This window comes from Streptomyces sp. NPDC050704 (assembly GCF_040654355.1).
GTDB lineage: Bacteria > Actinomycetota > Actinomycetes > Streptomycetales > Streptomycetaceae > Streptomyces.
Window position 1 is genome coordinate 1 of sequence record NZ_JBFAHW010000033.1, and the last position, 13,272, is coordinate 13,272.

The window sequence follows — 13,272 nt, forward strand, 5'->3', positions numbered from 1 at the left end:
CCGTTGTTTCTGGGGTCGTTGAAGTCGAACATCGGGCATACGCAGGCGGTGTCGGGTGTGGCTGGTGTGATCAAGACGGTGATGGCGTTGCGGCATGGGGTGTTGCCGCGGACGTTGCATGTGGATGCGCCGTCGGGGGAGGTGGACTGGTCTGCGGGTGCGGTGGAGTTGCTGACCGAGGCGCGGGAGTGGCCGGAGGTGGGGCGTGCGCGGCGGGCGGGTGTGTCGTCGTTCGGGATCAGCGGCACCAACGTCCACCTCATCCTCGAACAGGCACCAGAACCCCAGCTCCAGACCCAGCCCCAGTCACAGAACCAGCCTCAGCCCGAGACCGATGGCGCGACCGAGACCGAGGCCGAGCTCGAACCCGAGGCGGAACCGGAGAAGACCGCACGCCTCACCGGACCTCTCCCCTGGACCCTCTCGGCCGCCACCGAAACCGCCCTGCGCGACCAGGCCCGCCGTCTCCACGACCATCTGACCGAGCACCCGGAGCCCACAGCCACCGACATCGGGTACTCCCTCGCCACCACCCGCGCCGCCCTCGAACACCGGGCCGTGCTCCTCGCCGACGACCGCGACGGCTTCCTGGACCGGCTGCGCGCCCTGTCCGAGGAAGCGGAGCTGCCGGGCGTGGTCACGGGGACGGGCACCAAGGCCAGGACGGTGTTCGTGTTTCCCGGTCAGGGGTCGCAGTGGGTGGGGATGGGGGTGGAGTTGCTGGAGTCCTCGCCGGTGTTCGCGGCGCGGATGGCCGAGTGCGAGCAGGCCCTGTCCCCATTCGTGGACTGGTCACTGACCGAAGTCCTGCGCGGTGGTGGGGAGTTGGACCGGGTGGACGTGGTCCAGCCGGTGCTGTGGGCGGTGATGGTGTCTCTTGCCGAGGTGTGGCGCTCGTACGGGGTGGAGCCGGCCGCCGTGGTCGGGCACTCCCAGGGGGAGATCGCCGCAGCCGTGGTGGCCGGGGCGCTGACGCTGGAGGACGGCGCCAAGGTGGTCGCTCTCCGCTCGCAGGCGATCCTCGCGCTTTCCGGCCGCGGCGGGATGGCGTCGGTGCAACTGCCCGCCGACGACGTGCGGCAGGCGCTCGCGCGCTGGGAAGGCCGCATCGATCTGGCGGCGGTCAACGGCCCGGCCTCGGTGGTCGTCGCGGGCGAGACCGGCGCGCTGGAGGAACTGCTGGCGGGGGCCGGGGAAGAGGGCGTACGGGCGCGGCGGATCGCGGTGGACTACGCCTCGCACTCCTTCCACGTGGAGAGTGTGCGGGAGGAACTGGCCGGGTTGCTGGGTGACGTCACGCCGGTGCCGTCACGGGTGGCGTTCTATTCGGCGGTGACCGGGGACCGGCTGGATACCGCGGAGCTGAACGGGGCGTACTGGTTTCGGAATCTGCGGCAGCCGGTGGAGTTCGAACGGGTGACGCGGGTGCTGCTGGAGCAGGGGCACGGCCTGTTCGTGGAGATCAGTCCGCATCCGGTGTTGACGTCCGCGGTGCAGGAGACGGCGGAGGCGGTGGGGCGTGAGGTGGCGGTGACCGGCACGCTGCGGCGCGGGGAAGGCGGTTCGGAGCGGCTGTTGTTGTCGCTGGGCGAGGCGTATGTGCACGGGGCCTCGGTCGACTGGCGGGAGTGGTTCGCCGGGAGTGGTGCCCGGCCGGTGGATCTGCCCACCTACGCCTTCCAGCACCAGCGCTACTGGATGGAGGCGCCGAGCTCCGCGGGCGCCCGGGCCGCGACCGGCAGGGTGGTCGACAACTGGCGTTACCGGGTGGCCTGGCGGCGCGTCAGCCCCTCCGTCCGGGCAACCGAGGGCACTCTCCTGTCGGGACGGTGGCTGGTGGTCGCGCCGGACGGGGGCGACGGGGAAGAGGTCGCCGAGGCGTTGCGCACCGCCGGTGCCGAGGTGACCGTCTCCGCGGAACCGCGAACAGACACCGCCACCGGTGAGTACGCCGGTGTCGTCCTTCTGCCGGAGACGGCCGCCGACGCCCTCGCCCTGACGCGGGACCTGCGCGCGGCGGACGTGAACGCCCCGCTGTGGTGGCTGACCCGGGGCGCCGCCGCCGTGGCCACCAGCGACGCCGTACGGTCGGAGGCGACCCGGCTGTGGGGGCTCGGTCAGGTGGTCGGGCTTGAGCACCCCGACTGGTGGGGCGGGCTCATCGACCTGCCGCGCGACTGGAGCGAGAGCGCCGCCACCCTGCTGGCCGCCCTGCTGTCCGGAGCCGCCGCGGGCGAGGACCAGTTGGCGATCCGCGGCCCCGCGGCCTACGCACGACGACTGGTACGCGCCCCGCTCGCCGACCGCGGCCCCGTACGGCCGTGGAAGCCGCGGGGCACCGTACTGATCACGGGCGGCACCGGCGGCATAGCCGCCCACCTGGCCCGGTGGCTGGCCGCCGAGGGCGCGGAGCACCTCCTCCTGGTCAGCCGTCGCGGTGCCGAAGCACCCGGAGCCGACGCACTCGCCGAGGAACTGCGGGCGCTCGGAGCCGAAGTGACGCTCGCGGCCTGCGACGTGGCCGACCGGGACGCCCTGGCGGCCGTGTTCGCGAACGTACCGGAGCGGTGGCCCCTGAGCGCCGTCCTGCACGCCGCCGGCTCCACCAGTTACGGTCCGGCGCTCGCCGTCGAGCCGCAGGAGCTGGCGGACGGCATGGCGGCGAAGGCGGAGGGCGCCCGCCATCTGGACGTCCTGACGGCCGGTCTCGACCTGGACGCGTTCGTGCTTTTCTCGTCGGGCGCGGCCGTGTGGGGCAGCGCGGGCAACGGTACGTACGCCGCCGCGAACGCGTTCCTGGACGGGCTCGCGTTCGAGCGGCGGGCACGTGGCCTGACGGCGACGTCGCTGGCGTGGGGCGGCTGGGCGGGCGGTGGCATGCTGGAGGGCTTCGGCGCGCTGGCCGACCAGCTGGAGCGGCTGGGCGTACGGCAGATGCGGCCCGAGTCGGCGATCGAGGTCATGCGGGAGGCGGTCGAACAGGGCGAGACCGCGCTGACCGTCAGCGACATGGACTGGGAGCGGTTCGCCCCCGTCTACGCGCTGGCACGGCGCCGTCCGCTGATCGAGGAGATCCCCGAGGCGGCCCGTGCGCTGCGGGGCGACCGGGCCGACGCCGACCGGGCCGACGGCGACGACGGCACCGCGGGCGGCCTGCTGCGGGACACCCTCGCCGGGCTCAGTGAGCCCGAACAGCGCGCGGCACTGCTGGACTTGGTGCGGTCGCGGGCCGCGACCGTACTCGGCCACAGCGACGCGGCCCAGGTCGCGGCCAACCGGCCGTTCAAGGACCTGGGGTTCGACTCGCTGACGGCGACGGAGCTGCGCAACCGGCTGAACACGGTCACCGGCCTGCGGCTGCCCGCCACCCTGGTCTTCGACCACCCCACCCCCACCGCCCTCGCCACCCTCCTGCGCGGCGAGCTCCTGGGTGCCGCGGAAGCGGCGAACCCCGGATCTCCGCCGGCCCACCGCAGGCCGGCGGACGACGACCTGCTCGCCGTCGTCGGCATGGCCTGCCGGTACCCCGGCGGTGTCCGCGGGCCGGAAGACCTGTGGCGACTCGTCGCCGAAGGCCGGGACGAGATGGCGGACTTCCCCACCGACCGCGGCTGGGAGGCCCTTTCCCTCTACGACCCCGGACAGCAGACCACCCTCACCGGACAGGGCGCCTTTCTCTACGACGCCGGCGACTTCGACGCCGAGTTCTTCGGCATCTCCCCGCGTGAGGCGCTGTCCATGGACCCGCAGCAGCGACTGCTGCTCGAAGTGTCGTGGGAGGCGGTCGAGCGGACCGGCATCGACCCGCTGTCGCTGCGCGGCAGCCGCACGGGCGTGTTCGTCGGCGGAACCCCGCAGGAGTACGGCGCCCTGTTGATGAACTCCGCGTCCCTCGCGAGCGGTTACGCACTGACCAGCTCGTCCGGCAGCGTCATGTCGGGCCGTGTCTCGTATGTGCTCGGTCTCGAAGGACCCGCGGTCACCGTGGACACGGCCTGCTCCTCGTCCCTGGTCGCCCTGCACCTGGCGGGGCAGGCCCTGCGGGCGGGTGAGTGCGACCTCGCGCTCGCGGGCGGCGTCACCGTCATGGCCACTCCGGGGGCCTTCGCCGAGTTCGCCAACCAGGGCGGACTGTCCTCCGACGGCCGGTGCAAGGCGTTCGCGGACTCAGCCGACGGCACCGGCTGGGGAGAGGGCGTCGGCGTGCTGGTGGTGGAGCGGTTGTCGGACGCGCGGCGCAACGGTCATCGGGTGCTGGCGGTCGTGCGCGGTTCGGCGGTGAACCAGGACGGTGCGTCGAACGGTCTGACCGCGCCGAACGGTCCGTCCCAACAGCGGGTGATCCGGGCGGCGTTGGCGAGCGCGGGACTCTCGCCGTCGGAGGTGGACGCGGTCGAGGCGCACGGGACGGGGACCCGGCTGGGCGACCCGATCGAGGCGCAGGCCCTGCTGGCGACGTACGGCCGCGACCGGCCCGTCGACCGGCCCCTGTGGCTCGGGTCCGTCAAGTCCAACATCGGCCACACCCAGTACGCCGCGGGGGTCGGGGGTGTCATCAAGACGGTGATGGCACTTCAGGAGGGTGTGTTGCCCCGCACCCTGCATGTGAACGAGCCGACGAGTCAGGTGGACTGGTCGGCGGGCACGGTACGGCTCCTGACGGAGCGTCAGCCATGGCCGGAGACAGGCCGCCCGCGCCGGGCGGGCGTGTCGTCGTTCGGCATCAGCGGCACCAACGCCCACCTCGTCCTCGAACAGGCCCCGGACCAGGCCGTCGCGGGCGACAGGCCCGAGCGCCCGGCGGATGAAGTCACCGCCGGGGAGCGGGCGTTGAAGGAGCCCGCCGACGAGCCCGTCGCCGCCGACCAGGCCACCGCGCGGTGCGCCGCGGCCGGCCAGGAGGCGGCCGCTGCCGGAGCTGCGAGCGCCGCCGGAGCTGCGAGCGCCGCCGGAACTGTGAGCGCCGGCGGGGAAGCCCACGTCCCGCGGGTGCCCGATGCCGCGGAGCCCCGTGCCGCCGCCTCTTCCGGTGCGCTGCCCTGGCTGATCTCGGGACACACCGAAGACGCCCTGCAAGACCAGGTCGCACGCCTTCTCGCGGATCTGCGGGAACGACCCGGTGCCGCCCCTCGGGACATCGCCTACTCGCTCGCCACCACCCGCAGCGCCCTCACCCACCGCGCGGCCGTCGTCGGCGACAGCCTGCCCGCACTGCTCTCGGGGCTCGAGTCACTCGCCGCCGCATCGCCGGCCACCGGTGTGATCCGCGCCCCCGCACGGGAGACCCCGCTCGCCGTGATCTTCCCCGGCCAGGGCTCCCAACGGCCGGGCATGGGCAGCGAGTTGTACGAGCGGCACCCCGTCTTCGCCGCCGCCTTCGACGCGATCTGCGCCGAGTTCGACGGCCTGCTGCCCCGCCCGCTGCGCGACGTCGTCTTCTCCGCGGACCCCGGACGGCACCGGGAACTGGACCGGACCGAGTTCACCCAGCCCGCTCTGTTCGCCGTGGAAGTGGCGCTGTACCGGCTGCTGGAGAGCTGGGGCATCCGCCCCGACGTGCTGATCGGCCATTCCGTCGGAGAACTCGCCGCCGCCCACGTCGCCGGAGTCTGGTCACTCACCGACGCCTGCCGGGTGGTGGCCGCCCGAGGCCGGCTCATGCAGGCGCTGCCGCCCGGCGGAGCCATGCTGGCCGTACAGGTGGCCGAGACCGACGCGGTGGGGGTGCTCGCCGCCCACTCGGACCCCAGCGTCGGCATCGCCGCCGTCAACGGACCCTCCTCGGTGGTCATCTCCGGCCCGGAGAACGCCGTCCTGGAGGTCGCGGCCGAGTTCGTGGGGCGCGGCCACCGGACCAGGACACTCGCGGTCAGCCATGCCTTTCACTCTCCGCTCGTGGAGCCCATGCTCGCCGACTTCGCCGCGGTCCTGGTCCAGGTCGAATTCCACGAGCCCACGCTGACCGTCATCTCCAACATCACCGGAGCCCCCGCCTCCGCCGCCGAACTGTGCGCACCCGGCTACTGGGTACGGCACGTACGTGACACCGTCCGGTTCGTCGACGGGGTGCGCGCCCTGCTCGACCGCGGGGTGCGCACCTTCCTGGAAGCCGGCCCCGGCGGTGCCCTGACCACGATGGCCGAGGAGACCGCCGTCGACCACACGCAGGACACCGTGACCTGCCTGGCCGCCCTGCGGTCCGGTGACCGCGGCGAGGCCGACGCCCTGGTCGCGGCCGTCGCGCGGCTCGCCGTCGAGAACAGGGCCGTCGACTGGGACGGGTACTTCGCGGGCAGCGGCGCCCGTACGGTCCCGCTGCCCACCTACGCCTTCCAGCACCGCCGCTTCTGGCTGCGCGTACTGGGCGGGAGCGGCGGCAAGGACGCCTCGTCCATCGGCCTGACCACGGCGGGCCATCCGATGCTCGGCGCCGTCACCACGCTGCCCGCCTCCGGCGGACTGCTGCTCACCGGCCGCCTCGACCTCGGCGACCACCCCTGGCTGGCGGACCACGCGCTGGGCGGCACGCCACTGCTGCCCGGCACCGCGTTCGTGGAACTGGCCCTGCACGCCGGCGACCACGTGGGCTGCGACCGGCTCGACGAACTGGTCATCCACGCACCGCTGCCGCTGACCGAACGCGGCGGCATCGCCCTCCAGCTGTCGGTCGACGCCGAGGACGACAGCGGCCGACGCCCCTTCACCGTCCACGCCAGGCCCGAGGAGCCGCCCGAGGGGCCGTGGACCCGGCACGCCACCGGCGTCCTCACCCCGGCCGCCCTCACCGCCGTACCGGCCGCCGACCCCACCCACGCCCGGCCGCCGTCCGACGGCCACCGGGTGCCACTGGACGACTTCTACGCCGGGACCGCCGCGGCGGGCCTCGACTACGGCCCGGCCTTCCGGGGACTGACCGATCTGTGGCAGGTGGACGGAGAACTGCACGCCCGGGTCGCCCTGCCCGCCGGCACAGGCACCGACCCGGGCACCGACGTCGACAGCGCCGCTCGCTCCGGCCCGGACGACGTCCCGCACGACGGCACCGACGGCTACGCCGTCCACCCGGCGCTGCTCGACGCGGCCCTCCAGCCACTCGCCCTCGGCATCCTGGGCACGGACGGGCCCGAGGGCACCGCCGTTCCCGCGGGACTGCCCTTCGCCTGGTCCGGCGTCCGGCTGCACGCGACCGGAGCGACCGAGCTGTACGTCCGACTCGCCCCCACGGGAGACGGCGCGGTCTCGGTACGGCTCACCACCCCCGACGGCGAGCCCGTCCTGACCGTCGACGCCCTGACCCTGCGCGCGCCCGCCGCCGTCCCGGCCCGCACCGGCCCGTCGCGGAGCGAGTCCCTGTACCGAATGGAGTGGCCGGCCGTGCCACTCCCCGCCGCCGCGCCCGGGCAGGCACCGGGGGAGTGGGGCATGCTCGGCCTCGACCCGCGAGAACTGCGGCCCCGGCTGGCCGCCGCCACCGGCCTGAGCGTCGTCCCGTACCTCGACCCGCGGTCCCTCACCGAGACGATCGACAGTGGTGCGCCCGCGCCCACCGCCGTCGTCGTCTTCTGCGAGGCGCCCGACGACGACGATCCCGGCACGGCGGCACGCCGGGTCACCCATCAGGCGCTCGCCGCCCTCGGGCTCTGGCTCGCCGACGACCGGCTCGCCGACATCCGGCTGATCCTCGTCACGCACGGCGCCGTCGCCGTCGGCCCGGACGACCGTGGGCCGGACCCGGCCTCCGCCGCCGTGTGGGGCCTGACCCGAGCGGCCCAGGCCGAGCATCCGGGCCGGGTGGTCCTGGTCGACCTGGACGACGCGGACACCTCACTCGCCGCCCTGCCGAGCGCCCTGGCCACCGGCGAACCCCAGCTCGCGCTGCGCTCCGGCACCGCCCACACACCCCGGCTCACCCGGATGCCGGAGATCACCACGGCCCCGGCCGCGACCGCCGACGCCCCGGCCGCGACCGCCGACGCCCCGGCCGCGGACGGCACCCCACCGGCCGAGCGCGAGGCGGCCGCGACCGCAGGCACCCCGTCCGCGCGGTTCGACGCGAACGGCACCGTCCTGGTCACCGGCGCCACCGGAGCCCTGGGCACCCTGGTGGCGCGCCACCTCGTGACCCGGCACGGCGTACGGCACCTGCTGCTGGCGGGGCGGCGCGGGCCGGCCGCCCCCGGCGCGGAGGCACTGGCCGCCGACCTCACCGAGGCCGGCGCCCGGGTCACGTTCGCCGCGTGCGACGTCGCCGATCGCGCAGCACTCGTACGGCTGCTGGCAGGCATCCCCGCCGAGCACCCCCTCACCGGTGTGGTCCATCTGGCCGGCGTCGTGGACGACGGCCTCGTCACCGATCTCACCCCGGAGCGGGTCGACACGGTCCTGCTTCCCAAAGCCGACGCCGCCTGGCAACTGCACGACCTGACCGCCGACTTGGGACTGACCGCCTTCGTCCTGTTCTCCTCCGCGGCAGGGGTACTGGGCAGCGCGGGCCAGGCCAACTACGCCGCCGCCAACGCGTTCCTCGACGCCCTGGCGCAGTACCGCCGGGCCCAGGGCCTGCCCGCGCTCTCCCTCGCCTGGGGCCCGTGGCAGGGGACCGGCGGCATGGCCGACGCACTGGAGGCGACCGAACGAGCCCGACTGTCGGGCAGCGGACTGCTGCCCTTCGCCGCCGAGTCGGGACTGGACGCCCTCGACCGGGCCATGGCCGTGCCGGACGAACCCCTGATCGTCCCGCTCCGCCTCGCTCTGAGGACCTCCGAACCGATACCCACGGAACGGATTCCGGCCGTTCTGCGCGGCCTGGTCCGCGGCCCCACCACCCGCCGGACCGCCGTGCGCGGCGGCGACCGGCCGGGAGCCGCGGGCCTGGCGGGACTCGACACCGCCGCGCGCGAGGCCGCGCTGCTGGAACTCGTGTGCACCGAGACCTCCCGGGTGCTCGGACACGGCGCCGACCACGGCATCGACGCCGACCGGGCCTTCGGCGAGCTGGGATTCGACTCGCTGACCTCCGTCGAACTGCGCAACCGGCTGGCCGCCGCCACCGGTCTGCGGCTGCAGCCCACGCTCGTCTTCGACCATCCGACCTGCGCGGCACTGGCCACGGCCCTGAACCGGCAGTTCGCCGCACCCGCGGCCGAGCCCACGCGGGCCGCCGTCCCGACCGACCCGACCACCGCCGTCGCGGGCGCCGTCGAAGCGCTCTACCGGCACGCCGTCACCGTCGGCCGGTACGACCAGGCGGGCAAGGTCCTGATGAACTCGGCGGGCCTGCGCCCCGCCTTCACCTCGGCCGACCAGGTCGGCAGGGCGCCGGGCCTGGTCAAACTCGGCGACGGCGACGGCGACCGCCTCCCGGCCCTCGTCGGCCTGCCGTCCACCTCCGTCTGGGCCAGCGACCAGGAATTCGTCAGCCTCGCCCGGCCGTTGCGCGGCCTGCGCAGCACGTACTCCCTGATGATGCCGGGGTTCACCGCCGACGAACTCGTCGCGGGCAGCGTCGAGGCGGCCGTCGACCACGCGGCCCACACGATCGCCCGCGGCATGGACGGCACGCCGTTCGCCCTGGCCGGCCGGTCCTCCGGGGGCTCACTCGCGTACGCGGTGGCCACCCGCCTGGAGGAACTCGGCACGCCCGCCGTCGGAGTGGTCATGCTGGACACCTACCTGGCCGGTACCCCGCAGACCGACTACATCGTCCATGTCATGGAGGAACGCTCCCTCGAACGCGAGGCCGAGTTCGGCCGCATGACCGGTATGCGGCTCACCGCGATGGCCTCGTACTTCTCCCTCTTCGAGACGTGGCAGCCGCGCCCCCTGACCACACCCGCCCTCCTGGTCCGGGCCTCGGAACTGATTCCGGCCGACCCCGACCACCCGAGGAACGTCCCCGACACCTGGCAGACCAGGTGGCCCGTACCACTGGACGTGGTGGACGTCCCCGGCGACCACCATTCCATGATCGAGGAACACGGGGAGACGACCGCGAGGACCGTGCACGAGTGGCTCAAGGGTTTGCGCTGAGTGCCGAGGAGAAAAGCTGGGCACACCTGCTGATGTGGACGCTTCTCACACAGGTGACCCGGGACTCTTCGGTCCAGAATCCGTGACCTGGCAGATGCACGGCGACCCGATGATGTGGGTCGCCGGCATCCGCGCGCTCTACCTCCAGGCCCTGCACCCGCGCGCGGTACGCGGTGTCACGCAGAACTCGGACTTCCGCAAGGACGCCTGGGGCAGGCTGCTGCGCACCGCCAACTTCGTCGGCACGACCACGTACGGGACGAAGGAGGCAGCTGAGAAGGCCGGGGCCAGAGTGCGGAAGATTCACACGATGCTCACGGCGACCGACCCCGACACCGGGGAGCGCTACCGGATCGACGAACCCGAGCTGCTGCTCTGGGTGCACTGTGCCGAGATCGACTCCTACCTCCATGTCGGGCGGCGTTCGGGGTTCCGCCTCACCGACGAGCAGGCCGACCGCTACATCGGCGAACACCGCCTCAGTGCCCGGCTGGTGGGCCTCGACCCCGACGACGTACCCGCTGACCAGGCACAACTCGCGGCGTACTTCGAGAAGATACGGCCCGAGCTGGCCGCGGGACCGGAGGCGCGGGACGTCGACGCCTTCCTGCGCAGGCCGCCCGCCCACCCGCTGCTCGTCCCGGCACGCGCACTGCTGTGGCGGCACGTGGCGCAGGTCGCGTACGCGTCGCTGCCGCCGTTCGCCCACGAGTTGTACGGCAGATCCGTACCGCCGCCCGAAACGGTGACCCGCCAACTCCGCCTCACCGGAACCGTGTTGCGCGGCGTTCCCGCACGTCTGCGCTGGCAACTGCCGCCCAAACACATTATCCGCGCCATGTCACGGCTCGGCCCCGGCTCACGCCCGGCCCCGTACAAACTCGGACGATAGCTCGCCATACTGGACGAGCCAGGGGAGGGCATGGCCGAACGACGGGGGCGATCGCAGGAGATGGGGGAGACCAGGCTGATCCAGAGCCGGTACCGGTTGCTCGACCTGATCGGTCGAGGGGGGATGGGGGAGGTGTGGCGTGCCCGCGACGAGTCGCTGGGCAGACAGGTGGCCGTGAAGTGCCTCAAGCCGCTGGGACAGCACCACGACCACTCCTTCACCGATGTGCTGCGGGAACGGTTTCGCCGCGAGGCCCGGGTGGCCGCGGCCCTGCAGCACCGCGGGGTGACCGTGGTCCACGACTTCGGCGAGTCCGACGGCGTGCTGTATCTGGTGATGGAGCTGCTGGAGGGGCGAAACCTCGGCCAGTTGATGGAGGACAACAAGAACCATCCGTTGCCGGTCGCCGATGTCGTGGACGTCGCCGAGCAGGTGGCAGCCGCCCTCGCGTACACCCATCAACAGGGCATCGTGCACCGAGACTTGAAGCCCGCGAACATCATGCGTCTCGACGACGGCACGGTGAAGATCTGCGACTTCGGCATCGCCCGCCTCGGCCACGACATCGGCCTCACCGGACGCCTCACCGGGACCGGCATCGCGATGGGCACCCCGCACTACATGTCGCCGGAACAGATCGGCGGCACCAACGTCGATCAACGCAGCGACCTCTACTCCTTCGGCTGCGTGCTGTACGAGATCGCCACCGGGGCCCCGCCGTTCGACCTCGACGACGCGTGGGCGGTCCTCGTCGGGCACCGGGACACGACTCCCGAGCCGCCGCGCACCCACCGCGCCGAACTCCCGGAGTACCTGGAGCGGATCATCCTGGACCTGCTGGCCAAAGAGCCGGGGCAACGGCCGCACGACGCCCGTGAGTTGGGCCGACGGATCAGCGAGGGCCGCAGCACCCCGGCGTACGTGCCGACCGTGGTGTCCTCTCCCGTGCGGCACCCAGCGACGCAGCAGCCGGCCGCGCGCGGCACGCGCCTGCCCTCCTGGACCCGCGGTATGACCACCGGTCACAAGGCGACCGGCGCGGGCGGCCTGCGCATCACACCGCCCGACTCCGCCGCGGGCCTCACCGGCGACTGGATCGCCCGGACCGACACCCGCGGCACCCAGCAGCCGGTTCCGGCCGAACGGCCCACTCCGTCACCCGAGTTGATCACCACTCTCACCGGACGGCACAACGCGGGACTGAGCCTGGGGCGGCTCGGCCGCTGGGCCGAGGCCGGCGAGGTGCACCGCGCGGTCGCCGCCGAACGGGAGCACGCGCTCGGGCCCGACCACCCCGACACACTCGCCAGCCGCTACGAAGTGGGCTTCACCCTCAGCCGCACCGGCCGCCCGGCCGACGCCCTGCGCGAATACACCCACGTGGCCCAGGCCAGGGAGCACGTGCTCGGCACCGATCACCCCGACACGCTGGCCGCCCGGCAGGAAATGGCGTACGTGCTGGGGCAGTTGGGCCGCCACTTCGAGGCGCATCAGGTGTACACGTCCGTGCTCGCCGCACGGGAGCGCGCCATGGGGCCCGACCACCCCGACACCCTGCGCTGCCGCCACAACCTCGCCTTCAACCTGAGCCGGCTCGGACGACTGGAGGACTCGTACCGGATGGCGAGCGAAGTGGCCGCGGCCCGCGCCCGGGTGCTCGGCAGGAACCATCCCGACACCCTCGTCACCCGCTACGAAGTCGCGTACGCACTGGGCCAGTTGGGCCGCTGGCCGGAGGCGCTCCAGACCTATCAGGAGGTCGCCGAGGCGCGGGCGCAGGCACTCGGCCCTGACCACCCCGACACACTCGCCGCGCGCTACGAGGTCGGCATCAGCCTCGGCCGGCTCGGCCGCAGCGCCCAGGCCCTGGAGCTGTACCGGGCCCTGATCGACGACCGCACCCGTGTCCACGGTCCCGGCCACCCCGAGACCCTGCGCGCCCGGCACGGCCTGGGCGTCAACCTCGGCCGGCTCGGCCGCTGGGAGGAGGCCCTCGCCGAGTCCCGTGACGTGTGCGCGATCCGCGAGCGGGTGCTCGGCCCCGACCACCCGGACACCCTGGTCAGCCGCCGCGAGGTCGCCGTCGGCCTCGGCTGGCTCGGCCGCTGGGCCGACGCCCTCGCCGAGTACCGCCACGTCGCCACCGCCCGCGAACGCGTCCTCGGTACCGACCACCCCGACGCCCTCGCCAGCCGCAACGACGAGGCCCACTGCCTGGAACAGCTCGGCCGCGGCGCGGAGGCGGTCGAGCTGTACCGGAGGGTGGCGGCGCTGCGGCAGCAGCGGGCATCCGGAGCCCACTGACGCGGCGCCTCTCCCGCCGCTCGTCCGGTGCGTCCGGTCGGCCGCCC

Annotated in this window: 3 protein-coding genes; all 3 read left to right on the plus strand. The window is 73.6% G+C overall.

The window, feature by feature from the left end; all coding sequences use genetic code 11:
• Positions 1–3 precede the first annotated feature (3 nt).
• Genes AB0I18_RS20565 through AB0I18_RS20575 form a run of 3 tightly spaced genes read left to right on the plus strand, consistent with a single transcriptional unit; the run spans position 4 to position 13,225 of the window.
• On the plus strand, positions 4–10,029 hold the full coding sequence (locus AB0I18_RS20565; RefSeq protein ID WP_363107038.1) for an SDR family NAD(P)-dependent oxidoreductase: 10,026 nt from the start codon (positions 4–6) through the stop codon (positions 10,027–10,029).
• A gap of 34 nt (positions 10,030–10,063) precedes the next feature.
• Complete coding sequence (locus AB0I18_RS20570; protein ID WP_363106967.1) at positions 10,064–10,921, plus strand: oxygenase MpaB family protein; 858 nt, start codon at positions 10,064–10,066, stop codon at positions 10,919–10,921.
• Positions 10,922–10,981: 60 nt separating this feature from the next.
• Positions 10,982–13,225 (plus strand): serine/threonine-protein kinase, encoded by a 2,244-nt coding sequence (locus AB0I18_RS20575; RefSeq protein WP_363106968.1) that lies wholly within the window; start codon positions 10,982–10,984, stop codon positions 13,223–13,225.
• Positions 13,226–13,272: the final 47 nt, after the last annotated feature.

Excerpts from the sequence above, each read along its gene's own strand:
- AB0I18_RS20575 (WP_363106968.1), top strand. The coding sequence starts at position 10,982 with ATGGGGGAGACCAGGCTGATCCAGAGCCGGTACCGGTTGCTCGACCTG.